Annotated in this window: 20 protein-coding genes; 13 read left to right on the top strand and 7 right to left on the bottom strand. The window is 70.2% G+C overall.

The window, feature by feature from the left end:
* The first annotated feature begins 8 nt into the window (after positions 1-8).
* The 8 genes from DFJ66_RS10330 to DFJ66_RS10295 all read left to right on the top strand — a co-directional run bounded on the left by DFJ66_RS10330 (position 9) and on the right by DFJ66_RS10295 (position 11132).
* The gene (locus DFJ66_RS10330) at positions 9-1070 is read left to right on the top strand and encodes a Gfo/Idh/MocA family protein (protein ID WP_246029678.1); all 1062 of its coding nucleotides are present in this window, start codon (positions 9-11) and stop codon (positions 1068-1070) included.
* Positions 1067-1669 (top strand): dTDP-4-dehydrorhamnose 3,5-epimerase, encoded by a 603-nt coding sequence (rfbC, locus tag DFJ66_RS10325; protein WP_211351058.1) that lies wholly within the window; start codon positions 1067-1069, stop codon positions 1667-1669. Before DFJ66_RS10330 ends, rfbC begins: the two co-directional genes overlap by 4 nt.
* Positions 1666-2640, top strand: a complete 975-nt coding sequence (locus tag DFJ66_RS10320; protein WP_211351056.1) for an NAD-dependent epimerase/dehydratase family protein — start codon at positions 1666-1668, stop codon at positions 2638-2640. Before rfbC ends, DFJ66_RS10320 begins: the two co-directional genes overlap by 4 nt.
* Entirely contained in the window at positions 2637-3752 is a 1116-nt protein-coding gene (locus DFJ66_RS10315; protein WP_121220217.1) for a DegT/DnrJ/EryC1/StrS family aminotransferase, read from the top strand. The genes DFJ66_RS10320 and DFJ66_RS10315 overlap by 4 nt, the downstream gene beginning before the upstream one ends.
* Before the next feature lie 238 nt (positions 3753-3990).
* Positions 3991-8808: a DUF4082 domain-containing protein gene (locus DFJ66_RS10310; RefSeq protein ID WP_121220215.1), complete on the top strand. Its 4818-nt coding sequence runs from the start codon at positions 3991-3993 to the stop codon at positions 8806-8808.
* A gap of 10 nt (positions 8809-8818) precedes the next feature.
* Entirely contained in the window at positions 8819-9472 is a 654-nt protein-coding gene (locus DFJ66_RS10305; RefSeq protein WP_121220213.1) for a NeuD/PglB/VioB family sugar acetyltransferase, read from the top strand.
* Positions 9472-10575 (top strand): DegT/DnrJ/EryC1/StrS family aminotransferase, encoded by a 1104-nt coding sequence (locus DFJ66_RS10300; protein ID WP_211351574.1) that lies wholly within the window; start codon positions 9472-9474, stop codon positions 10573-10575. The genes DFJ66_RS10305 and DFJ66_RS10300 overlap by 1 nt, the downstream gene beginning before the upstream one ends.
* The gene (locus tag DFJ66_RS10295) at positions 10572-11132 is read left to right on the top strand and encodes an acyltransferase (protein WP_121220209.1); all 561 of its coding nucleotides are present in this window, start codon (positions 10572-10574) and stop codon (positions 11130-11132) included. The genes DFJ66_RS10300 and DFJ66_RS10295 overlap by 4 nt, the downstream gene beginning before the upstream one ends.
* Positions 11133-11434: 302 nt before the next feature.
* Here the strand turns inward: DFJ66_RS10295 and DFJ66_RS42595 are convergent, their stop codons facing one another.
* Positions 11435-12763 (bottom strand): O-antigen ligase family protein, encoded by a 1329-nt coding sequence (locus tag DFJ66_RS42595; protein WP_170199252.1) that lies wholly within the window; start codon positions 12761-12763, stop codon positions 11435-11437.
* Complete coding sequence (locus DFJ66_RS42590) at positions 12760-13845, bottom strand: hypothetical protein (RefSeq protein ID WP_170199250.1); 1086 nt, start codon at positions 13843-13845, stop codon at positions 12760-12762. Before DFJ66_RS42590 ends, DFJ66_RS42595 begins: the two co-directional genes overlap by 4 nt.
* Before the next feature lie 101 nt (positions 13846-13946).
* Between DFJ66_RS42590 and DFJ66_RS10285 the strand changes: the two genes are divergently transcribed.
* A complete protein-coding gene (locus tag DFJ66_RS10285) occupies positions 13947-14900 on the top strand; it encodes a TolB family protein (RefSeq protein ID WP_121220207.1) in 954 nt (317 codons plus the stop codon).
* A gap of 13 nt (positions 14901-14913) precedes the next feature.
* Here DFJ66_RS10285 and DFJ66_RS10280 read toward each other — a convergent pair whose 3' ends face one another.
* The gene (locus DFJ66_RS10280) at positions 14914-15993 is read right to left on the bottom strand and encodes a serine hydrolase domain-containing protein (protein ID WP_121220205.1); all 1080 of its coding nucleotides are present in this window, start codon (positions 15991-15993) and stop codon (positions 14914-14916) included.
* Positions 15994-16118: 125 nt separating this feature from the next.
* A complete protein-coding gene (locus DFJ66_RS10275) occupies positions 16119-17090 on the bottom strand; it encodes a zinc-dependent alcohol dehydrogenase family protein (RefSeq protein ID WP_121220203.1) in 972 nt (323 codons plus the stop codon).
* A gap of 76 nt (positions 17091-17166) precedes the next feature.
* Here DFJ66_RS10275 and DFJ66_RS10270 point away from each other — a divergent pair, with 76 nt between their 5' ends.
* Positions 17167-17523, top strand: coding sequence for a winged helix-turn-helix transcriptional regulator (locus DFJ66_RS10270; RefSeq protein WP_121220201.1), 357 nt, complete (start codon positions 17167-17169; stop codon positions 17521-17523).
* Here the strand turns inward: DFJ66_RS10270 and DFJ66_RS10265 are convergent.
* Genes DFJ66_RS10265 through DFJ66_RS10255 form a run of 3 tightly spaced genes read right to left on the bottom strand, consistent with a single transcriptional unit; the run spans position 17520 to position 21209 of the window.
* Entirely contained in the window at positions 17520-18737 is a 1218-nt protein-coding gene (locus DFJ66_RS10265) for a rhamnosyltransferase WsaF family glycosyltransferase (RefSeq protein WP_246029677.1), read from the bottom strand. The two genes, DFJ66_RS10270 and DFJ66_RS10265, sit on opposite strands and share 4 nt — an antisense overlap.
* 1 nt (position 18738) lies before the next feature.
* Positions 18739-20172, bottom strand: coding sequence for a lipopolysaccharide biosynthesis protein (locus DFJ66_RS10260; protein ID WP_246029676.1), 1434 nt, complete (start codon positions 20170-20172; stop codon positions 18739-18741).
* Complete coding sequence (locus tag DFJ66_RS10255) at positions 20157-21209, bottom strand: glycosyltransferase family 2 protein (RefSeq protein WP_121220197.1); 1053 nt, start codon at positions 21207-21209, stop codon at positions 20157-20159. Before DFJ66_RS10255 ends, DFJ66_RS10260 begins: the two co-directional genes overlap by 16 nt.
* Positions 21210-21328: 119 nt before the next feature.
* On the opposite strand from DFJ66_RS10255, the gene DFJ66_RS10250 reads away from it, so the two are divergent.
* From DFJ66_RS10250 to DFJ66_RS10240, 3 genes are all read left to right on the top strand, one after another.
* Positions 21329-22168 (top strand): glycosyltransferase, encoded by an 840-nt coding sequence (locus tag DFJ66_RS10250; protein WP_121230958.1) that lies wholly within the window; start codon positions 21329-21331, stop codon positions 22166-22168.
* 32 nt (positions 22169-22200) lie between these two features.
* Entirely contained in the window at positions 22201-23454 is a 1254-nt protein-coding gene (locus tag DFJ66_RS10245) for a hypothetical protein (protein WP_121220195.1), read from the top strand.
* An 86-nt stretch (positions 23455-23540) separates the two neighbouring features.
* Complete coding sequence (locus tag DFJ66_RS10240) at positions 23541-24866, top strand: beta-propeller fold lactonase family protein (protein ID WP_121220194.1); 1326 nt, start codon at positions 23541-23543, stop codon at positions 24864-24866.
* Positions 24867-24902: the final 36 nt, after the last annotated feature.

The raw sequence follows: 24902 nt of genomic DNA, 5'->3' as shown, positions 1-24902 counted from the left end.
GGAGCGAGATGGACCAGCCGATCGGCATCGCCGTCGTCGGCGCCGGGTACTGGGGACCGAACCTGGTGCGCAACGCCCAGGCCACCCCGGGCCTGAAGCTGCGGTACCTGTGCGACCTGGACACCGAGCGCGCCCGCCGCGTGCTGGGCGACTACTCGACCGTGCGGGTCTCGGGCTCCCTGGACGACGTGCTGGCCGACCCGGCGGTGGACGCCGTCGCCATCGCCACCCCCGCCGCCACGCACCTGCCGGTCGCGCTGGCCGCGCTGCGGGCGGGCAAGCACGTGCTGGTGGAGAAGCCGCTGGCGGCCGGGTACGCGGCCGGGCTGGAGCTGGTCGAGGAGGCCGAGGCCCGCGGCCTGACCCTCATGCTCGACCACACCTTCGTCTACACGCCGACCGTGCAGCACCTGCGGCACCTGGTGCGCTCCGGCGAGATCGGCACCGTCCAGTACCTGGACTCGGTGCGGGTGAACCTGGGCCTGGTGCAGCCCGACGTGGACGTGTTCTGGGACCTGGCCCCGCACGACCTGTCGATCTTCGACGCGGTCCTGCCGGACGGGGTCCACGTGCGCCGCGTCTCGGCGCACGGCTCGGACCCGATCGGCGCCGGCCGGGCGTGCGTCGGGCACCTCACCCTGGAGCTCTCCGATGGCGTGCTGGCCCACGTGCACGTGAACTGGCTGTCCCCGACGAAGATCCGCACCATGATCGTCGGCGGGTCGCGGCGCACGGTCGTGTGGGACGACCTGAACGTGGTGCAGCGGCTCTCGGTGCACGACCGGGGCGCGGACGTCATCGACGGTGACGAGGAGCGCACCCAGGCCATCATCTCCTACCGGCGCGGCGACACCGTCGCGCCCGCCCTGCCCGAGCGGGAGGCGCTGCGCGGCGTCATGGCGGAGTTCGCCGCGGCGATCACCGAGAAGCGCGCGCCGCTCACCGACGGCTGGTCGGGCCTGCGGGTGCTGGCGATCCTGGAGGCGGCGTCGGCGAGCCTGGCGGCCGGCGGCGAGTTCGTGCGAGTGCGGGACGTGCGTCCCGCGGAACTGGAAGAGGCGGTGGCATGACTGGGGTAGCGGCCCCGAAGCAGGGCATGGACATGACGGTGACCCCCACCGAGCTGGAGGGCGTCTTCGTGATCCAGCCCGAGTGGTTCGAGGACGAACGGGGGTTCTTCTTCGAGTCCTACAGCAAGCGCCGCTGGGAGCAGCACGGCCTGTCGCTGGACTTCGTGCAGGACAACCACTCCCGCTCCACCAAGGGAGTGCTGCGCGGGTTCCACTTCCAGAACACCCTCGCGCCCCAGCACCGCCTGGTGCGCTGCACGGTCGGCGCGATCTTCGACGTGGTGGTGGACCTGCGGGTCGGCTCGCCGACCTTCGGGAAGTGGTACGGCATCGAGCTGACCGCGCAGAACCGCACGCAACTGCTCATCGGCCCCGAGTTCGCGCACGGCTTCGCGGTGCTGTCGGACGTGGCCGAGGTGCAGTACAAGACCACCGGCTTCCACAACCCGCTGGCCGAGGGCCTGCTGGCGTGGAACGACCCGGACGTCGGCGTGGAGTGGCCGATCAGCGACCCGATCCTGTCGGCCAAGGACAGCACCAACCCCAGCCTCGCCGAGTACCTGGAACACCCGGCCTTCACCTTGGGAGCCCACGCGTGAACCTGCGTGACGCACGTGTCCTGATCACCGGCGGGGCGGGCCTGATCGGCTCGACCATCGCCGACCACCTGCTCGACGAGGGCGTCGCCGAGATCGTCGTGCTGGACAACCTGGTGCGCGGCCGGCTGGAGAACCTCGCCGGTCCGCTCCAGGCCGGCGCGGTGAAGTTCGTCGAGGGCGACATCCGCGACCTCGACGCCGTCCGGTCCACGATGGACGGCATCGACCTGGTCTTCCACCAGGCCGCCATCCGCATCACGCAGTGCGCGGAGGAGCCCCGGCTGGCGCACGACGTGCTGGCCACCGGCACGTTCAACGTGCTGGAGGCGGCGGTCCAGGCGAACGTGACCAAGGTCGTCGCGGCGTCCTCGGCGTCGGTCTACGGCCTGGCGGAGCTGTTCCCCACGCAGGAGAACCACCACGCCTACGCCAACCGCACCCTCTACGGCGCGGCGAAGGTCTACAACGAGGGCCTGCTGCGCAGCTTCAACGAGATGTACGGCCTGGACTACGTGGCCCTGCGCTACTTCAACGTCTACGGCCCGCGCATGGACGTCTTCGGCGTCTACACCGAGGTGCTCGTCCGCTGGATGGAGCGCATCGCCGCGGGCACCCCGCCGCTGATCCTGGGCGACGGCAGCCAGACCATGGACTTCGTCTACAGCACCGACATCGCGCGCGCGAACGTGCTGGCCGCCAAGAGCGACGTCTCCGACGAGGTCTTCAACGTGGCCTCCGGCGTCGAGACCAGCCTCGCCCAGCTCGCCGACGCGCTGCTGGAGGTCATGGGCCGCAGCGACCTCCGCCCCGAGCACGGCCCCGAGCGCAAGGTCAACGCCGTGCCGCGCCGGCTCGCGAGCACCGAGGCCGCGCGCGAGAAGCTGGGCTTCGAGGCGAGCGTGTCCCTCCACGAAGGACTGACCAAGCTGGTGTCCTGGTGGCAGAGCGAGCTCGAAGGAGCGCAGGCATGATCCCGATCACCCGTCTGTACGTCGGCCAGGAAGAGGCCGACGCCGCCGCCGAGGCGGTGCTGTCGGGGTGGCTGTCGGTCGGCCCGCGCGCGGCGAAGTTCGAGGAGCTGGTGGCCGAGCAGGTCGGCGCGAAGTACGCGGTGGCCGTGAACAGCGCCACCACCGGCCTGCACCTGGCCCTGGCCGCGCTGGGCATCGGCCCCGGCGACGAGGTGATCTGCCCGTCGTTCACCTTCATCGCCACGCCGAACTCCATCCGCTACACCGGCGCCACCCCGGTGTTCGCCGACATCGACGAGCGCACCTACAACATCGACCCCGCGCACGTCGAGCAGCTGATCACCCCGCGCACCAAGGCGATCATGCCCGCGAGCCAGATCGGCCTGCCCGCGGACCTGCACGCCCTCAAGGCGATCGCGCGCGAGCACGGTCTCCACCTGGTCGAGGACGCCGCGCCGGCCTACGGCGCGACCATCGACGGTGTCCGCCTGGGCACCATCAGCGACATCACCGTGTTCTCCTTCGACGCGCGCAAGATCCTCACCACCGGTGAGGGCGGCGTAGTCACCACCGACGACGCCGAGGTGGCGGCGAAGCTCAAGGCGCTGCGCGCGCACGCGGCCTCGATCTCCACGCTGGCCCGGCACACGTCGACCGCGGTGATCGCGGAGAGCTACGACGAGGTCGGCTTCAACTACAAGATGACCGACATCCAGGCCGCGGTCGGCGTGGTGCAGCTGGGCAAGCTGGACCACGTGGTGAAGGTGCGCCGCGCCCTGGCGGCCCGCTACGACGAGTTGTTGGCGGGCAACGAGTCCCTGGTCCTGCCGCACGAGCCGGCGGGCTTCGGGCACGTCTACCAGTCGTACCTGGTGCGGCTGCGCAACCACACCCGCATCGACGTCATGAACGCGATGGCCCAGCGCGGTGTCGCGACCAGGCGCATCACCGCGTGCCACCTCGAACCCGTCTACCACGCCGGTGCCGACACGCCGTCGTTGCCGGTGACGGAAAGGGTTGCGGCGGACCACATCCTGCTACCGCACTTCGTCGGGCTGACCGACGAGGAGCAGGACGAGGTCGTCGCCGCGCTGAACGCCGCTACCGCTTAGCGGGGCGGACGTCCGGCGGAACCCGGTGGTCGGGGGCAGGGCCCGACCACCGGGTCCCGCTGTGTCCAGAGTGACTACACAGCGTGACTACGGCATTCGGGTTCGCGTTGTCATCCAATTGAGATCTCCACTGTAGTAACGGGTTCACTGTTAAAGGCGACCTTTGGAGCAACAAGGTTGCACTACGGGGAGTAGTGACTGCCGCACTACGGAGTGCGTTCGAGGAGATGAGTGGTCGATGGCGTCCCCGGTGAGACGTCTTGTCAGAACCCTGTGTGCCGTGCTCATGGTGACCGGCTGTGTCACGCCCCTGGTGCTCCTCAACGCCACAGTGGCCAACGCCGCGCCCTGTGACGCCCCCGTGGTCAACAAAGTGGCGTGCGAGAACACGAAAGCCGGCACACCCGACTGGCAGGTGACCTCCCGGGACGACTCCATCCTGGGCTACACCACCGACATCAGCGCCACCCCCGGCGGCCAGGTCGCGTTCAAGATGCTGACCAACGCCTCCTCGTACACCATCGACATCTTCCGGCTCGGCTGGTACGGCGGCGTGGGCGCGCGCAAGATCGGCTCCGTCTCGCGCAACACCCCGCAGAACCAGCCGCCGTGCCTGCGCGACACCCCGAGCGCGCTCATCGACTGCGGCAACTGGGCCGTCTCGGTCACCTGGAACGTCCCGACCGACGCGGTGTCGGGCCTTTACTACGCCCGCGTCACGCGCAACGACAACCAGCTGAAGAACGAGATCGCGTTCGTCGTGCGCGACGACACCAGCACGTCGAAGATCCTGTTCCAGACCTCGGACTCCACCTGGGTGGCCTACAACCGCTACGGCGGCAACTCGCTGTACTTCGGCGACGGCCCCGGGCAGGGCGGCCAGGCCTACAAGGTCAGCTACAACCGCCCGTACACCGGCGGCGACGGCGACGAGAACTTCATCTTCAACGCCGAGTACCCGATGCTGCGCTTCCTGGAGCGCAACGGCTACGACCTGAGCTACACCACCGACGTCGACAGCGCCCGCCGCGGCCACCTGATCAAGAACCACAAGGTGTTCATGGCCGTCGGCCACGACGAGTACTGGTCCAACGAGCAGCGCGCCAACGTCGAGGCCGCCCGGGACGCCGGCGTGCACCTGGCGTTCCTCACCGGCAACGAGGTCTTCTGGAAGACCCGCTGGGAGAAGAGCATCGACTCCTCCCAGACCGACTGGCGCACCGTCGCCTGCTACAAGGAGACCAAGGGCACCCAGAACGACGGCCTGAACGACTGGACCGGCACCTGGCGCGACCCGCGCTACAGCCCGCCGCAGGACGGCGGCCGGCCGGAGAACGCGTTGCTGGGCAACATCTTCACCGTCAACGGCCGCCGCGAGGACTCGCTGAAGGTGCCGGCCGAGTACGGCCGGATGCGGCTGTGGCGGCACACCTCGCTGCAGTCCATGAGCAGCGGCACCACCTACACGTTCCAGCCCGGCACGCTGGGCTACGAGTGGAACACGGTGGAGGACAACGGCTACCAGCCCGCCGGCGTCGGCCAGTTCTCCCGCACCACGGTGACCATGAACGACGGCCCGTACGTGCTCCAGAACTACGGCGACTACTACACGCCCGACACCAAGACCCACGCCATCACCTACTACAAGCACTCCTCGGGCGCGCTGGTGTTCGGCGCGGGCACGGTGCAGTGGGCGTGGGGCGTGGACGACGAGCACGCGTTCCTCACCAACACGCCGACCTCCGACATCCGGATGCAGCAGGCGACGGTGAACTTCCTGGCCGACATGGGCGTGCAGGCCACGACCCTGATGTCCGGCCTGGTGCAGGCGACCGCGTCCACCGACTCGGCCGCGCCGGTGGTCGCCTACACCACCGTGCCGCCCACCTCCACGGTCGGCCAGCTCTACACCTTCGCGGGTACCGTCACCGACGCCGCCGGCCGCGTGACCGGCGTGGAGGTGTCCACGGACGGCGGGGTGCGCTGGCACCCGGCGGTGTGGCAGGCCGGGCAGACCGCGTGGAGCTACACCTACACCCCGTCCGCTTCCGGCCCCGCCCAGCTGCGGGTGCGCGCGGTGGACGACTCGCTGAACCTGTCCACGCCCGTCTCGGCCTCGCCCGGGGTGAACGCCCGGACCTGCCCGTGCGGTCTGTGGACGAACAACGACACCCCGAAGACGCCGGACATCGTGGACGGCTCCGCGCTGGAGCTGGGCGTCAAGTGGCGGGCCAACACCGATGGGTACGTCCGGGGCGTCAAGTTCTACAAGGGGCCGGGCAACACCGGCACCCACACCGGCACCCTGTGGACGACGGCCGGTCAGCAGCTCGCCACCGGCACGTTCGCCAACGAGACGGCGTCGGGCTGGCAGACGCTGCTGTTCCCGGTGCCCGTGGCGGTCACGGCCAACACGACCTACATCGTGTCGTACCTGTCGCCGACCGGGCACTTCTCGGTCGACACCGAGTACTTCAGCCGGTCCAGCCGCTACCTGGAGCCCCTGACGGGCCTGCAAACGGGCGTGTCCGGCGCGAACGGCGTGTTCCGCTCCGGCGCGGGCTTCCCCGACCGCAGCTCGCAGGACAGCAACTATTGGGTGGACGTGGTGTGGGCGCCGGACCCCGGCCCCGACACCCGCGCGCCCGAACTGGTCAGCACCAACCCGTTGTCCAGCGCGAACAGCGTCAGCCTGAACCCCACGGTGACCGCCACCTACGACGAGGCCGTCAACCCGAGCACGCTGGTGTTCACCCTCACCGGGCCGGGCGCCACCGCGGTCGCGGGCCAGTCCTCGGTCACCGGCAACGGCAAGACCGCCCAGTTCGTCCCGAACGCGGCCCTGACCGCCGGCACCACCTACACCGCGTCGGTGAAGGTCAAGGACGCTGCCGGCAACGAGACCGTGCAGCACAACTGGACGTTCACCACCGGCTACAACCGCCCGGCCACGTGCCCGTGCACGGTGTGGGACGACTTCGCGTCCCCGGCGGTCAACAGCGCCGACGACACCAACGCGGTCGAGCTGGGCGTGAAGGTCCGGTTCGACGGCAAGGGCGAGGTGCAGGGCGTCCGCTTCTACAAGGGCGCGGGCAACACCGGCACCCACAAGGGTTCGCTGTGGTCCTCCAGCGGGCTGCTGCTGGCCACCGGCACGTTCTCCAACGAGACCGCGTCCGGCTGGCAGACGCTGACCTTCACGTCCCCCGTGGTCGTGCAGGCCAACACCACCTACGTCGTCTCCTACTACGCCCCCAACGGCCGCTACTCCGTGACGCCCGGCTACTTCAACGGGCAGAGCGCGAGCTACGGCGCACTGAGGGCGCTGTCCAACGGCACTGACGGCCCCAACGGCGTCTACCGGTACGGCACCGGCGGCGGGTTCCCGACGTCGTCGTACAACGCGGCCAACTACTGGGTCGACGTCATCTACAAGAACGGCCTCAACGGCGACACCACGCCGCCGACGCTCAACACCCGCACGCCGGGGACGGACGCGACCGGTGTGGGCCTGAACTCGTCGCTGGCGCTGGGCTTCTCCGAGCCGATGGACCCGGCCTCCAGCCAGATCTGGCTGACCGACCCGGGCGGCGCCAAGCTCTACGGCACCGTGCAGCTCTCGGGCGACCAGAAGACGGTCACGTGGACGCCCAACGGCGCCCTGAAGCCCAACACCCGGTACACGGCCAGCGTCCTGCTCGCCGACGTCAACGGCAACGCGATGACGTCCACGGCTACCTGGTCGTTCACCACGACCACCACGGCGACCTGCCCGTGCTCGCTGTTCAGCACGGCGACGGTGCCCACGGTGCCTTCGGCGGACGACAGCGGGTCCTACGAGCTGGGCGTCCGGTTCAGCCCGACCCAGAGCGGCCAGATCACCGGGGTTCGCTTCTACAAGGGCGAGGGCAACACCGGCACGCACACCGGTTCGCTGTGGTCGTCGGCGGGCGTGCGCCTGGCGACGGGCACGTTCAGCGGGGAGAGCGCGTCGGGTTGGCAGACGTTGACCTTCAGCTCGCCGGTCACCGTCGCGCCGGGCCTGATGTACACGGCGTCCTACTACGCGCCGAACGGTCACTACGCGATCAACCAGGGCTACTTCGCTGCGACCGGCGTGACCGCGGCCCCGCTGACCGCGCCGCAGACCGGTGACAGCAACCCCAACGGCGTGTTCATGCCGGGCGGCGGGTTCCCGACGAACAGCTACCAGGGCAACAACTACTGGGTGGACGTCGTCTACACGCCCAACAGCGACACCACGGCACCGAACCACGCCAGCCACACGCCGCTGACCGACGCGGTGGACGTCTCGCGCACCAGCCAGGTCACGGCGTCCTTCGACGAGCCGGTCGACACGACCAACTCGCAGTTCACCGTCAGCGACCCGGGCGGCGCGAAGCTCACCGGCACCGTGACCCGGTCGGCCGACCAGCAGACCCTGCTGTGGACGCCGTCCGCGCCGATGGCGGCCGGCACGCGGTACACGGCGAGCGTGCGGGCGGCCGACACCGGTGGCAACATCATGGCGGCGGCGGTCACCTGGTCGTTCACGGTGACCACCACGCAGACGTGCCCGTGCTCGCTGTTCAGCTCGGCGACGGTGCCCACGGTGCCTTCGGCGGATGATGGCGGGGCGTACGAGATGGGTGTGCGGTTCACGCCGTCGGTCAACGGCCAGGTCACCGGGGTGAAGTTCTACAAGGGCACCGGGAACACCGGCACCCACACCGGCACGATCTGGTCGGCGGCCGGGGTGTCGTTGAAGACGGGGACGTTTACGGGCGAAACGGCTTCGGGGTGGCAGACCTTGACGTTCAGCACGCCGCTGGCCGTCACGGCGGGCACCACCTACGTGGCCTCGTACACCGTGCCCAACGGCCATTACTCGGTGAACCACGGCTACTTCGCGGGCTACACGGTGACTTCGCCGCCGCTGTCGGCGCCGGCTACCGCCGAGGGTGCGTTCAACGGCCTGTACGCGGTGGGCAGCGGGTTCCCGACGAACAGCTACCAAGGCAACCACTACTGGGTGGATGTCGTCTTCACCAGTTGAGGGGGATGACATGACGCCACGGCCGCTGCTGCTGGTGGGTGGGGGAGGGCTCGCGCGGGAAGTGCTCGCCGCGGTCCGGCTCCTGCTTGAGGAGTGGAAGCCCGTGGGCGCGCTGGACGACGACCCGGCCCGGCACGGCGCGGACCTCGACGGTCTGCCCGTGCTGGGCGGGTCGGAGCTGGTGCACGAGATGCCCGACGCCGCCGTGCTGGTGTGCATCGCCAGCGCACGGCGGCCGTTGGGGCGCATGAACGTGGTGCGGCGGTTGGCGTTGCCGGAGGACCGGTACGCCACCGTCGTGCATCCGGCGGCGTCCGTGCCCGAGGGCGCGGTGCCGGGGCCGGGGACGGTCCTGCTGGCCGGGACCGTCGTGACGACACCGCTGCGCTTGGGGGCGCACGTCGTCGCGATGCCGCACGTGCTCATCACCCACGACGACGAGGTCGGCGACGGTGTCACGTTCGCCGGCCGGGCGTCGCTGGGCGGTGCGGTGCGGGTGGGTGAGAGCGCTTATCTGGGGCAGGGGTCGTGTGTCCGGGAAGGCGTGTCGATCGGCGCGGGGGCGGTGGTGGGCATGGGCGCGGTGGTGCTCACGGACGTGCCCGCGGGTGAGGTCTGGGTGGGGAACCCCGCCCGGAGACTGCGAGAGGGGAACGGTTCGTGATCGACATCCCGCTGGTGGACCTGCGTGCCCAGCACGACCAGGTCGCCGACGAGGTCGCCGAGGGCTGGGCACGGGTGCTGAAGACCACCGCCTTCATCGGGGGACCGCAGGTCGCCGAGTTCGAGGCGGAGTTCGCGGCTTACCAGGAGGTGCCGCACTGCGTGGGCGTCGGCAACGGCACCGACGCGATCGAGCTGGCGTTGCGGGCGTTGGAGGTCGGGCACGGCGACGAATGCGTGTTGCCGGCGAACACTTTTATCGCGACCGCGGAGGCCGTGGCCCGTACGGGTGCCACTCCGGTCCTGGTCGACTGCGTGGCTTCGACCGGGCTGATCGACCCTGCTTTGATCGCTGAGGCTGTGACTCCGCGGACCAAGGCGATCATCCCCGTGCACTTGTACGGTCAGGCCGCGCCGGTGGAGGAGCTGCGGTCGTTCGGCCTGCCGATCGTCGAGGACGCCGCCCAGGCCCAGGGGGCCCGGCGGTTCGGTGTTCCTGTGGGTGGGCTGGGGGACATCGCCGCGACCAGCTTCTACCCCGGCAAGAACCTGGGCGCATACGGTGATGGTGGGGCGGTGTTGACGTCGTCGGACACCCTGGCCACGTCGGTCCGGTTGCTGCGTGAGCACGGGTCGCCGCGCAAGTACGAGCACACGGTGTTGGGCTTTAACAGCCGCCTGGACACCTTGCAGGCCGTGGTCCTGTCGGCGAAGCTGCGTCGGTTGGAAGCCTGGAACACCGCTCGCCGTGTGGCGGCTGATCGGTACTCGGCCCTGCTGGCCTCTGTGTCCGGTGTGACCCTGCCCGTGGTGCTGGAGGGCAACCTGCCGGTGTGGCACCTGTACGTGGTGCGCGTGCCGGAGCGGGACCGGGTGCTGTCGGCGTTGCACGCGGCCGGGATCGGTGCGGGCATCCACTACCCGACGCCCGTGCACCTGACCGGCGCGTTCGACTGCCTCGGGCACGCGGCCGGGGACTTTCCGGTGGCTGAGGCGGTGGCGGGGGAGATCTTGTCCCTGCCGCTGTTCCCGGAGATCACGGCGGCGCAGCAGGAGCGGGTGGTCGAGGCGTTGGCGGAGGCGTTGGCGGAGGCCGTGCGATGAGCGTGTACGTGCACCCGCGCGGGTTGTGCGAGAGTTCCGACGTCGGGGACGGGACGCGCGTGTGGGCGTTCGCGCACGTCCTGCCTGGCGCGCGGATCGGTCGGGACTGCAACATCTGCGACGGCGCTTTCGTCGAGGGCCGGGCGGTGCTGGGCGACCGGGTGACGGTGAAGAACGGAACCCTGGTGTTCGACGGGGTGGTGTGCGAGGACGAGGTGTTCCTCGGGCCGAACGTGTTGTTCACCAACGACTTGCGGCCGCGTGCGGCGATCCGGAAGACCGGTGACGAGCTGCTGTCCACTGTGGTGCGTCGCGGGGCTTCGCTGGGTGCTGGGACGGTTGTGGTGTGCGGGGTGGAGATCGGCGAGTACGCCTTCGCCGGTGCGGGTGCGGTGGTGACGCGGGATGTGGCCGCGCACTCGTTCGTGGCGGGCAATCCGGCTGTTCACAAGGGGTGGGTGTGTGCTTGCGGCCACCGGTTGGATGGTGCGTTGAGCTGCCCTGAGTGCGGCAACCGGTACGTCGAGGGCGACAAGGGTCTCGTTCAAGAGGTTTGAGAGCTTAAAGCGTTACGCGCTGGCGCGCTCTCAAGATCACAAGCAGCGCTCGCCGCGCGGCAGGCCGCCAGCGGGGGGTGAAGGGCGTCGGTTCCCCCGCCGTATGGCCTGGCGGAGCCGACCACAGATTTCCCGGGGTGCCGCTAAAACTTTTTGCTCGTTCCTCGCAAAAACTTTCGGCTGCACCCCGGGAAATCTGTGGTAGCCCTTCGGGCAGGCCATACGGCGGGGGAACCGAGGCCCTCCACCTGTGGTTGGGACCACCACACGAAAAGCGCCGCGCTGCGCGCGTCGGGCGGTGGCTAGGTTGTGAGGGCCTGGGGGGTTTGGGATTCCTCGCGGGCGATGCGGAGCATGGCGCCGGCTAGGCCGATGTAGGTGAAGACCAGGCCCGTTGCCACGCCGAAGCCCAGCAGGTCGAAGGTGATCGACGCGATGCCGCCGGCCAGCACTGCCGACAGGGCGCACGCGGCCAGGCCGCGCAGGTGTTCGTCCTTGCTGATCATGCGGACACGGACCACCGCGAACGCCGCCGCCAGGAACATGCCGATCAGGGCGAACATGCCCAGGTAGCCGTTCTCGATCAGGGTCAGCAGGAACTGGTTGTCCAGGATCGTGTACTTGGTCGGCAGGAACGTGCCGAAACCCCTGCCCAGCAACGGGTTCAGGTCGATCTGCTCCGAGGCCGCCGCGTAGTCCGCGGTGCGCGCCTTCACGCTCGGGTCGTCCTCGATGTTGGAGAACATGCCGCGCAGCGTGCCGAACAGGCCCGGTACCGCGACCGCCGCGCCGAGGAAGAAGCCGCCGCCCACGATCGCTGCGGTGATGCGCTGGCGGCGGGGCAGGGTGATCACCATGATGATGCCGGCGACCGTCATGCCCAGGATCGCCGTGCGGGACAACGCGGTCATCGCGCCAAGGCCGCACAGCCCCAGGCACACCAGCCAGCGCACGTGCGGGGTGCCCTCGTCCCGGGCGCGGAAGACGTAGTGCGCGCCCAGCGGGACGGCCATCGCGCAGATCAGGCCGTACTCGATGGGGTGGTTGGTGGTGCCGGTGGGTCGCCGGAAGATCGACCGGGTCTCCATGACGGCGTAACCGTTCTCCTGCGCGCGCAGCCCGGGGATGCTCACGTAGCTCGCCAGGTCCACGCCCAGCCCGAACTGCACCAAGCCGACGAACGCGATCACCGCCGCGCACGCCAGGATCAGCTTGAGCACCTTGTCCAGGCGCTCGCGGGTGCGCACGGCGTCGCAGATGAACACCGCCAGCGCGATGGTCGCGGTGATGCGCACGATGCTGGAGTCGGCCACGGTCAGCTCGTCGGTCGGCAGCCACCGCCGCGTCGCCACCGCGTAGGTCGCCAGGTGCGCGGCCAGGTAGAGGCCGATGGCGGTCCGGACGAGGTTGCGGCCCTTGCCCATGCCGAGGGTGTCGACCATCTGCGCGGACAGCCACAGCACGCCCAGCAGCAGTGCTACGACCAGCGCGGGCGGCAGGGTCATCGGCACGAACGACAGCACGAGCCGGGCCGGGACGATCAGGAGGGCGACGAGGTAGACGCAGACGAGCGTGGCTCCGTCCGCACGCCGCCGGACGTGCGTGCGCTGCGGCGTGTGCTGCGGAGTCAAGAGCCGTCGTCGTTGGTCGGCCATGCCGGTTTGGGCGGCGGCACGGCGATCTTCACCGTCTTCTCGCTGGCCGTGGGCTGGGCCTGCGGCTTGGGTGCCTGCACCTTCACGGTCTGCTCGCTGGCCGTGGGGCGGTGCACGGGCGGGCCGGGTGGGCGGCGTTGGACGCCGTTGGGTACCGGCTGACCGGGGTGCGGCGCGGGCTGCGGCTGGCCCGAGACCGGGGGCCTGGGCTGGCCGTTCGACCCGCCGGCTGCGGCCTGAGTGCCGGTGGGCTGAGTGCCGGTGGGCTGCGCGGAGGGTGCTTGCCCGGTCGGGGCGTGGGGCGCGGTGGGAGGCTGGGCGGCGGGCTGGGCGGCGGGCTGGGCGGCCGGGGCGGGCTTGGGTGTGTCCTCGTCGGTGGGCGAGGGGGCGTCGTCGGTGGCGGCCTTGGCGGTGGCTTCTCGGCGGCGGCGGAGGTGGTTCAGGACGCTGTCCGAGCCGAAGGTTGCGGCTGTGGTCAGCAGCATCAGCAGGACGAAGGCGGCGCCCGCGTAGCGGACCTTGCCGCCGATCTGCGCCTCCGCCTCGGTCGGGTTGACGATCACCTGCGAGGTGATGAACGTCGACTCCGGCGCCTTCAGCTTGCGCTGCTGGTCCTCCAGTTCCTTGGTGGCGAAGTCCAGGACCGTCGTGACCAGCTTCTCGGCCGCCTCGGGGGTGTCGCTGTCCGCGGTGACGAACAGGAACGGGCCGTTCTGGCCGCCGCCGGTCGCCGTGTAGTTCAGCGGCGAGCCCTTGACGATGCCGAGCTTCTCGCGGGTCTTCGGGTCGGCCAGGATCTGCGACAGGATCTGCGAGGTCGTGGCCAGGCTGCCGTCGAAGGCCAGCAGCGGGTTGATCTTCACCGCTTCCTCGGGCGTGACCTTCTGCGAGAACGTGCCACCCGCCGCCGGGGTGGTCAGCACCATCACACCCGAGGACTGGTAGCGGGTGGGGATGGACAGGAAGATGCCCGCCGCCACCGCGACCGCGACAACCGCCGACGGCACGGCGATGTACCACCGCCTCCGCAGCGTCCGCACGGCGCCCCAGAAGTCCATCCGCTCCCCGATCCGCGTTTACCCCGAGTGCGTGCCCGCAGGGGCTTGTTACTGTGGAAATCGGCCGACTCCGGCCCGGTCGTTACAGGTGGTGATGGAGTTTGGGCTCGCGGCGCGTGGTGCTCGCCGTCGTCGCCATCGTACTGGTCGTCGCGGCCGGTGTGGTGTACGTGACCAGGGTCGTCACCGATCGACCGGTCGTGCCGGCCGCCTCGGCGGACGCGGACCTGATGTTCGTCGAACTGGCCGACGGCCGCAGCCGGGTCGAGCAGGTCGCCCTGGCGTCCCCGGACGCGCGCGGTGGCACGGACCTGACCTGCCAACGCGTGTACCGGGCGGGTGGGACCACGGTGTGCCTGCGCCTGGCCGGTCCGGGCCCCACCTACGCGGCCGAGATTTCCCGGGGTGGGACCGTGCTGCGCACCGTGCCGTTGCCGGGTGTGCCGAGCCGGGCGAAGGTGTCGGCATCGGGTCGGGTCGTGTCGTGGACGTCCTTTGTCACCGGTGACTCGTACCTGGTGCCCGGCGGGTTCTCGACGCGCACCGGCTACTTCGACGTGAGCACCGGCGAGGTGGTCGAGTCCCTGGAGGGCTTCCAGGCCGAGGTGGAGGGCACGGCCCTGACCGCGCAGGACGCGAACTACTGGGGCCTGACGGTCGGCGCGGACGACCGGACCTTCTACGCCACCCTGGCGTCGGGCGGCTTCACCTGGCTGGTGAAGGGCGACCTGACCACCCGTCGCGTGACGTCACTGCGCCGTGACGCCGAGTGCCCGTCCCTGTCCCCGGACGGCACCAAGGTGGCGTACAAGAAGCGGATCGGCCGCCTGGGTCCGTGGGACCTCGCGGTGCTGGACCTGAAGACCGGCGAGGAACGCCGCCTGCCGGGCACGGCGGGCGTGGACGACCAGGCGACCTGGCTGTCGAACGACCGCCTGGCCTTCGCGGCGGTCCCGAAGGACACCAAGCTGTCCGCGATCCACACCGTCCCGGCGGACGGCTCCAGCCCGGCGACCCTGGTGATCAAGGACGCCACCTCACCGTCCCCGATCTAGGTCGGCGACACGGTCAACCGGTGAGACCGGCGCTGACGATCGCCACGACGTGGCCGAGGTCGGAGCCCCGGCCGGTCGGGTTCAGCGAGTAGACGACGCGGTGGCGGAGGTCGCGGGTGGCGAAGAACCCGTTGTCCAAGCCGGGCCGGGAGCCGGTCTTGCCCCACGCGTGCTCGCCGTTCGCGAGCCGGTAGCGCATCAAACCGCCGGCGCTGTAGCACGCCTCGGTGCCGAAGCAGTACCGCGTGTTGGTCGCGGCGCCCGGCACGTTCGGCACGTCGAACAGCAGCTGCTGCTGGGCGGGCGGCAGCAGGCGGCCCCGGAACAACGCGACGAGGAAGCGGTCGAGGTCGGCGGCGGTGGAGATGATGCCGCCCTCGGCCCACGGGTACGGGCTCTGCTCGGTCACGTCGTACCCGTCGACGTGCACCCGGGCGTGGGGCGAGGGGATCTCCAGGTCGTCGGCGGAGGGGAGGCTGGTGTGCCGCAGCCGCAGCGGCCGGATGATCCGGTGTCGCAGTTCGTGGGTGAACGAGTGGCCGGTGACCTGTTCGACGAGCAGGCCGAGGACGAGCGAGTTGAGCCCGTTGTACTGCTGCTCGGAGCCCGGCGCGGGTGGCGTTCCGGTGGCCGCGGCGAACGAGTCGCGCAGGGCGTCCCGAGGGGCGACGGCCACGCGCCACCACCCGGGACCGTCTGCCGGACCGGGTCCTGCCGCGGGCTTGGGCAGGCCGCTGGTGTGGTTGAGCAGGTGACGCACGGTGACGCCGTGATACGCAGGGGGCACCACGTCCGGGACGTAGGACCGCGCCGGCGCATCGACGTCCACGCGGTGTTCGGCGACGAGTTGGAGCACCAGGGTGTTGGTGAACACCTTCGTGACGCTGCCGATCCGGAAGTGGGCGTCGGCGGTGACCGGACCGGCCGCGGCCCCCACACCGTCCCACCTGACCAGCGCGCCCGCCACGACGTCGTCGGGCAACCGGTCGAGGACGTCCCGCACGCCGGACGGGGCGGCGGTCGCGGGCGACACCGCGCCGATCGCGACGGCGGTGGCGAGCGCCAGGGCGGCGGTGGCGCGGGGTGTGCGCATCGTGGGCTGCTCCGAGGTGCGAGGTGATCTTGGTGACGGCGTCGACTCTGCTGTGCGGAGCCGCCGCCGCCCATCGGTGATCACCCCGGTTCGCCCCTGACCCGTCCCCGGGAACCGCCGGCGGTCTAGGTGGTGACGACGATCTTCCCGGTGTGGAGGCCCTTGTCGAGGTGGCGGTGGGCCTCGACCACCTGGTCCAGCGTGAACACCGCGTCGACGGCGGGCCGCAGCGTGTCCAGGCGGACGCCGGCGTTCAGGAAGGCGGCCATGCGCCGCACCACGACCGGGTCGAGGGTGTGTTCGAAGCTGCGGTAGCTGTAGATCGTGAGCGGGGTGCCCGCCGGGAAGGGGGTGGGGCGCCGGTCGAGGAAGCCGGCGGCGACCAGGGTTCCGCCGGGGCGGGTCGCCTTGATGAGGTTCTGCTGGTCGGGGCCCATGACGACGTCCAGGACGATGTCGGCGCCGGCGCCGTGGGTGTGGTGGTGGACGGCTTCGACCACGTCTTCCTGGTCGGTGGCGATCACGGCGGCGGCGGGCAGGTCGTCCTTCTTCGCGGTGTGCCGGGTCAGCGCGATGGGGACCGCGCCGAGGTGGTTGGCGATCTGCACCGCCGCCCGGCCTACGCCGCCGGACGCGGCGGTGATGAGCACGTGGTCGCCGGGGCGCATCCCCGCCTTCTCGACCAGGGCGCCGTACGCGGTGGAGTACGCGACCCAGACGGCCGCCGCCTCCGGAACGCTGAGCCCGGCCGGCCGGGGCACGACCCGGCTCGCAGGGACGGTGGTGTACTCGGCGTAGGTGCCCCTGGTGGTCGCGTCGGGGACGGCCGCCAGGACGACGGGGTCGCCTACCGCCAAGCCGGTCACCCCGGGGCCCAGCGCGTCGACCACGCCGGTCCCCTCGACGCCCAGGCGGGCGCGGGGCAGGGGGACGGGAGCGGGGGAGGTGCCGGAGCGCATCATCCGGTCCAGCGGGTTGACGGCGAACGCCTCGATCCTGACCCGCACCTCGCCGGGGCCCGGGTCGATCACCGGCTGCTCGACGACGTGCAGGACGTCCGGTCCGCCGAACTCGTCGAACACGACGACTCGTGGCATGGTGTGGCTCCTTCGCTTGTGGCTGCGCGAAAGACGCTACGGAGCCTTGAGTTACCTCCTGGTACCTTCGACTCCCATGCAGAACGCGGCCGGACCGGCCTTCCTCGTCGACTGCCCGACGCGCCTGGCGGTCGAGATCATCTCCGACAAGTGGGCGGTGCTCGTCGTGTTCGGGCTCAGCCGGCAACCCCGCCGGCACGGGGAGCTGGTGGACCTCATCGGTGGCGGGATCTCCCGCAAGGTGCTCACCCAGACGCTGCGCCGGCTCCAGCAGTACGGCCTGGTCGAACGGCACGCCGCGGCCCCGCGGCACGTCGAGTACAGCCTGACCGAGCTCGGCCGGACGCTGGTCGAGCCCATCGAGGTACTGACGACGTGGGCGCACGACCACGGTGGCGCCATCGCGGACGCCGTGGAAGCCGCTGGTGCCTAGACCAGGAGTTCGCGGCGCAGGACCTTCTCCAGTTCGTGCCCGGCGGCGTCCCAGGAACGGCCGGACACGCTGGCGGAAGCCGCCTGGGCCAGCGCGGCGAAATCGGGCGTGGTGACCACATCGGACAGTGCGCGGGCCAGGTCGTGCGGGGTGGCGGGGGCGTAGCGGACGTGGTCGTTGTCCAGGACTACCCGGTTGTGGTTGGCCTCGTTGACCACCGGAATGCAGCCGGCGGCGAGCATCTCGTGCGGCACCAGCGACACGTTGGTCATCGACAGGGAAAGCCCGGCGTAGCAACGGTTGTAGATGTCGTTCAGCTGGTCGGGCGTGACCAGGCCGTGGTCCACGTGCTTCGGCCCCAGGGAGCCGATCTTCTCGCCGTAGGTGTGGATCGCGATGTCCGGGTGGCGTTCGGCGAACACCTCCAGCGCCAGCAGGCCGACTTCGATCGCCCGTCTCGGAGCGAGCCGGCGTGCGTAGAAGACGACGCCGTCGCGGGCAACACCCTCGCGGAGGTGGTAACGGTCGGCGTCGCAGCCGAAGTCGAACCAGTCCGCGGGCATGCCGACGTCGGTGCGCAGCTTCTCCGCCAGGAAACGGCCGGCGGTGAAGCCGTGGAAGCCCATCCGGTACGTGTTCTCCGCCAGCGCCGACAGTCCGCCCACCGGGAAGAACCACGGCTCGTAGTCCTGCACCAGGTAGAACCGCTTGCCGGCGCACCGGTCGTTGAACGCCGGGTACGCGGTCATCCACGCGGTCGCGAACACGGCGTGCGCGTCGGCCATCCCCGCGGTCACGTCGAGCACCGGGCCGCGGAAACCGGGGTACGCGGCCCGGATCACCGGCTCGTGGTCGACCGCCCGGCTGCCGTACACGTCGTACAGGTACAGCCGGCACGTGTGCCCCAAGGACTCCAAGTGCTGGATCAGCCGGAACATCGTCGTGTGGCCACCGGAGCCGGGAGCGGGCGGGGTGCTGATCCAGTTGATCGTCAGCGAGCCGTCGGCCGGCACGGGCGGGACCACGACGGGCCGGCGCTCACCCAGGTCCGCCGCGCGCACGTCCTCCAAGCGCACGGGGAAGACCTCGGAGTCCGCGCCGAGGCGCTTGGCGGCCATGCGCAGGGCACGGGCGCTGACCCCGCGCACGCCCTGTTCCCGCACGATCCGCGAGACCTGGTGCGCTCGGCGCCGGATCACCTGGACAGGCTTCACGCTAACCCCTTCGCAGCAGACTCAGCGCCTCGTGGCGCAGCGGGAACACGACGACGGCATAAGCCAGGAGCGACAACGCCCCGCCGATCAGCAGGCGCCACAACGCGTCCGCCACGAACCACTGCACGGCCAGGGCGACGGCGATCATGACCACACCGCCCAGCACCGGCCGTGCGACCGCCGCGCCCAACGCCCGCGCCCGCACCCCGTAAGGCCGGAACGCGATCAAGTACGCGGGCACGATGAACACCAGCACCACCACGCTCTGCGCGAGCGCCACCCCGCGAATCCCGTCCAGGTGCGCGCCCAACGCCAGCAGCGGCACCAGAGCGGCCAGCCACACGACGTGGATCACCAGGATCGCGCGCGACCGCCCGGCACTGGCCAGGTAGTCGTAACCGAGTTCGAGCGCCACGCGCAGCGCGCCCAGCAGCACCAACGCCGCCAACGCCGCCGCCGTGGGCGCCCAACGCTCGCCGTAGACCGTGCGGACGAGGGGATCGGCGAGTGAAGCCAGCAGCACGCACGCCGGCACGGTGAACAGGGCCAACAAGCCCAGAGCGCGCCCGAACGCCCGCTGGAACGCCTCCGGGTCGTCCCGCAGCTTGGAGAACGCGGCCAGCGACACACTGCGCACCGGCTGCGAGAACGCCCCCACCGGCCAGTTCGCCAGGTTGGTCGCCAGCAGGTAGAACCCCAGCGGCACGGTGCCCAGCACGCTGCCCACGATGATGCTGTCCACGTTGAGCACGCCGAAGATCAGCAGCGACGCCCCGGCCAGCGGCAGCCCGAACCCGAGCAGCTCGCGGGCGCGGCGGGGGTCGAACCCCGGCCGGTAACGCTCCTTGGTGAACGCGAACATCACCACGGCGGCGGTCAGGTTGGTCGCGATGCGCGACCACGCCAGGCTCCACGCCCCGAACCCGAGCAGGGCCAGCACCACCACGACGGCGGTCCCGACGACGAACGCCGACGTGTCCGCCGCGAACTTGTGGTCCTGCCGCAACTCCCGTTGCAGCATCGCGCCCGGCACGGCCGAAGCGCCCGCGATCACCAGCGCCACCGACATGAGCTGGATCACGCCCGTGGCCTGCGGCGTCCCCATCGCGTCGGCGAAGAACGGCGCGCCGACCACGCAGATGCCGCACAACAGGCACCCGGAGAGGATCGACACCGTGGTCACGGTCGGCGCGATCTGCTCGACCGGCTCGTCCGTGCGGACCAGGGCCACGCTCACGCCCATCTCGCTGACGCTCAACACGATGTTGAGCACCACCAGCGCGACCGCGAACACCCCGAACTGCTCGGGCGCGATCAGCCGCGCCAGCAGGACGCCGACACCGACCTGCGACACCCGTTGGAGGAGGCTGTTGATCGCGCTCCACCGGATCGCCGAGCTGACCTTGCGCTCCAGCGTGGTCACTGGCCGCGCCACTTCCAGACCTGCTTGCCGACCAGGCCCCGCCCGCGCTTGACCAGGTGCGCGCCGACGAAGACCTGGGTGCGGCTGCACAGCTTGGCCCCCAGCGCCCTGCGCCGCCGCAACGCCCGGTACTCGGGCAGTCGCTCGGCGTGCGGGTAGACCGAGCGGGCGAACTCGACCAGCTCCTCCACCGGGATCTCGGCCAGCTTGTCGCGGTCGTAGGCGCGCACGGCCCGCCACAGGGCGTCCTTGGCGATGGACCGGTTGGCCAGGTGCTTCAGGCGCGGTGGCAGGTCGGGGTGCTCGGAGAAGAACCGGTCGAACACGGCCTGTCGCTGCTCCAGGTCGGCGAACACCGACGAGAACTGCGTCCGGAACATGCTCTGCTGGTGCACCCGGTAGTACGCGGCGGGCTTGCCGCGCACGTACCCGATGTCGGACACGGCGGCGATCCGCATCCACATCTCCAGGTCGCCGGCGTGCGGCAGGTCCGGCCGGTAGCCGCCGACCTGCTGCTGCACCGACGTGCGCACCACGGCCTCGGGCGAGGACAGCACGTTCTGCCCGGTGCGGCAACGGTTCTCGATCCAGTCCACACCGGACCACACCGTCGTGCCGGCCGGGGGCGTGACGATCTTGGGCAGGTCGTCGTGGTCGGAGTAGTACACGACCCGCCCGTAGACCATGCCGACGTTCGGGTTCGCCTCGAAGACCGCGGCGGCACGGGCGAGCGCGCCCGGCGCCAACAGGTCGTCAGCGGACAGCAGCACGGTGTAGTCGGCCTTGGCCCACTCCAGCAGGCCCTCGTTGTAGGTGGCGATGTGGCCCTGGTTGACCTCGTGGCGGCGGCCCTCGACCCGCGGGTCGGCGGCCATCAGCTCGGCCATGACCTCGGGCGTGTCGTCGCTGGACGTGTCGTCGATGACCAGCACCCGCACGTCCACGCCGGGCTGGTCCAGCACGCTGCGCACACAGGCCCGCAGGAACCGCGCGTAGTTGTAGCAGGGGATGACGACGTCGACCGTGGGTCGTGTCGGGGCTTCAGTCACGCCCTACACATCGTGCGCGCGCACGGATCGTTAGCGGGGGCCAGTACGGATCGTTAACTCGCCGGCGATAACAGCTCGAGCTGGATCCCGATGTAGTGGGCAACGGGAAGGGGTCGTTGATGGACCACGTTGTTCTGACGCGCTTCAACCTGCCCTCGGTCGGCGCGGAGAGCGTCGTCCGGGCGCGGGAGGGGTGGTTGACCGAGCGCGTCGGGCTGTTCGAGCGGTACTGCCTGCCGTCGGTGCGCGCGCAGACGTCCGCGGACTTCCGGTGGATCATCTACTTCGACCCCGAGAGCCCCGAGTGGCTCAAGGACCGCATCCGGGAGCACGGTGACACCTACACACCGATCTTCCGCGAGCAGGTCAGCCGGGAGGAGCTGCTGGAGGACATCGCCAAGCTGTTCCCGACCAGGGGCGACGCCCTGCTGACCACCAACCTCGACAACGACGACGGCCTCGCCACCGACTTCGTCGCCCGCCTCCAGGCCGTCCGCACGACCGCACCGCGCACCGCGCTGTACCTGGCGAACGGCCTGGTCAAGAGCCCGACCGGGCTGTACGCGCACCGCGACCCGGACAACGCGTTCGCCTCGGTGCTGGAGTCCTGGGACGCCCCGATCACGTGCTGGGCCGACTGGCACAACCGGCTGCACCGGCACGCCGAGGTCCGGTCCCTGGGCGGCGCGCCCGGCTGGCTCCAGGTCGTGCACGGCGGCAACGTGAGCAACCGCACGCGCGGCCGGCTCGTGTCGCCGACCCCGCACCGGCCGCTGTTCGGCGACGCGCTGGACGACGTGCCGGAGCCCGACCGCCGGGTCCTGGCCCGTGACCGGTTCGTGGGACATCCCTTGCGGGTGGCCCGTGACGGAGCCAGATACTTGGCCAAGACGGCGGCGATGCGGCTGTTGGGACCGGACGGCTTCGAGAAGGCCAAGCGGGTGCTGGCGAGCCGCTGAACCGCACAACCGCCGGACTAAGGACAACCGTCATGGCTCGTGCCCGATTCGTCGCGCTGGCCGTTCTGCTCACCGCCACCGCGTGCAAGGCCGAGGCCGAACCGCCGCCGTCGTCGTCGCCCGCGACGCAGCCGCCGGTGGTCGACTACTACAAGAAGTGGGCCAACGGCCCCAACCCGACCGGCGACCCGAACGTCTTCCCGATCACGGTGTGGATGCAGGACCCCTCGGGCGTCGAGAACGGCGTCAAGCTCGGCAAGGCCTACCCCGAGATCGGCATCGACGTCGGTCTCGGGCTGTGGGAGGACGAGTGGTGGTACCTCCGGCAGGAGGGCCTGCTCCAGACCGACTGGCGGGTCTACCTCGACCCCAAGCGCGTGGACACCGTCCTGGCCGACACCGCGCACGCCCGCAACTACGTGGGCTACCTGGTCGCCGACGAGCCGGACATGAACAAGGTCTACGGCGACGTGTTCCACCCCGAGATGCAGCCCTCGGCGATCCTGAAGAAGTCCGACGAGACCCGCGCCAAGGACCCGTCCCGGCCGACCTACATCAACTTCGGCGTGTGGATGGGCACCCCGGACGGCGGCGTCGGGTACGGGTACATCGAGAAGTCCTACGAAGAGGACATGAAGACCTACTGCTCGGCGGCGGACATCGCGTCGGCGGACTACTACGGGTGGACCCACCCCGACCGCGGCGACCGGGTGGGCGCGTTCAGCTACGGCGAGGTCATCGACACCATGCGCAAGTGGTGCGGACCGGACAAACCGCTGTACGGGTTCGTCGAGACCGGGCACCCGCACACGCACGGCGAGACCATCACACCGGACCAGCTCGAATCTGCCGTGTGGAACACCATCCTCCACGGTGCCACGGGAATCAACTACTTCGCGCACAGCTTCTACACCGATGGCAAGGGCGAGTACAGCAGTGTGCTCACGCGTCCGGAGATCACCGCGCGGGTGAAGTCGGTCAACGCGCGCCTGAAGTCGTTGGCGCCGGTGCTCAACGCGGTGAGCCTGCCCGGGGTGACGGCCAAGAGCGACAACGGGATCCCGGTGTCCGTGCTGCACAAGCAGGTTGACGGCGCTGGGTGGGTGATCGCGCAGACGGACGGGAACACGAAGGTGCCGCGCAGTGGTGCGGCGCGGGTGGAGATCGGTGTGCCGGTGCAGTCGGGGACTGCGTCCGTGGTGGGCGAAGATCGCACTGTATCCATTGAGAATGGAAAGATCGTTGACGACTTCGGGGCCTACCAGGTTCACGTGTACCGGTTCTGAGGGCTTGGATTTCGGTTCTGGCTAACGGACGGGACCACTACGGCGATTGGGGCAATGCGGGATCCCAGTCGACTTGGAGGCCGAAAGTGCCCGGAACAGAACGGCTCAGACCGATCCGCAAGATGCCCGCGCTGTGCGGTGTCGCAGCCTTGGGCGCTGCCCTGCTCGTGCCGTCCGCGTCGGCCGTGGCCGCACCCACCCGGGTGCTCGGCTACATCGCGAACAACGGTGGTGGTGTGTCCGTCCTGGACACCGCCACCGACACCCTGACCAGCACCCTGTCGGACGCGGGCGGTGATTCGCCTTACGGCGTCGGCGTCGCGTTCGACGGCGCGCGCGGGTATGTGACGAACGTTCGGAACAACACGCTCACGGTCATCGACACGCCCACCAACACGATCGACGCGGCCGTGCCGGTCGGTGACGGCCCGGCGGGTGTGGTGGTGTCGCCCAGCGGCGGCCACGTGTACGTGTCGAACTACCGCGCCGGCACGGTGTCCGTGGTGGACGCCGCCACGCTGACCGCGACCGAGACCATCGACGTCGGCCCGAACGCGGACGGTGTCGCCATCACGCCGGACGGCAAGAAGCTGTTCGTCGCGCACGACGTGGTCGGCGCGGGGACGGTGTCCGTGGTGGACACGATGACCAACGCCGAGGTCACCGAGATCCCGACGGGCAACACGCCGACCGCGGTCGCTGTGACGCCCGATGGCGCGAAGTTGTTGGTGGTCAACAAGTTCTCCAACAACGTGGCTGTGGTGGACGTGGCTTCCCTGTCCGTGGTGGGGACGATCCCGGTCAGCTTCATCCCGCACGGGGTGGCCATCTCGCCGGACGGCAAGCGCGCGTTCGTGACCAACAGCGAGGACGACTCGGTGTCGGTGCTGGACATCCCGGCGATGGCCCCGGTCCTGGCGATCCGGGTCGGGGATCGGCCCATCGGGGTGGCGTTGACGCCGGACGGTGCTCGGGCTTACGTGACCAACTTCAACAGCAACTCGGTGTCCATTGTGGATACCGCTGGGTTGACCGTGGTGAACACGATCTCGGTGGGCGTGAACCCGGTGGGGATCGCGATCCACGGGGTGCCGCCCGCGCCGACGAAGCTGGTCGGTGGGAAGGCGACCTTGCAGCTGCGGTTGCTCGGGTTCACCGTGCGGGGCATGGACGCCACGTTGACCGAGTCGCACACCGGGCGGCCGGTGGCGGGCAAGACGGTGGCGTTCCGGACGGTGAAGGGTCAGGCGCTGTGCACCGCGGTGACCAACACGTACGGGAAAGCCTCGTGTGACGCCAACGTGCCGTTGTTGGTGGGGCTGGCGACGTTGTTGCAGGGGTACACGGCGGCGTTCCCCGGGGACAGCACGCACGGGCCTTCGGTGGCGCACGGGTCGATCGTGTTGCTGTAAGCGGTTCGGTGTTTGGTTCTGGCTCGGCCCGTGCGG

This window comes from Saccharothrix variisporea, assembly GCF_003634995.1.
Taxonomy (GTDB): domain Bacteria; phylum Actinomycetota; class Actinomycetes; order Mycobacteriales; family Pseudonocardiaceae; genus Actinosynnema; species Actinosynnema variisporeum.
Note: the sequence above shows the minus strand (reverse complement) of the source record. Positions and strands in the feature narration are given on the sequence as shown.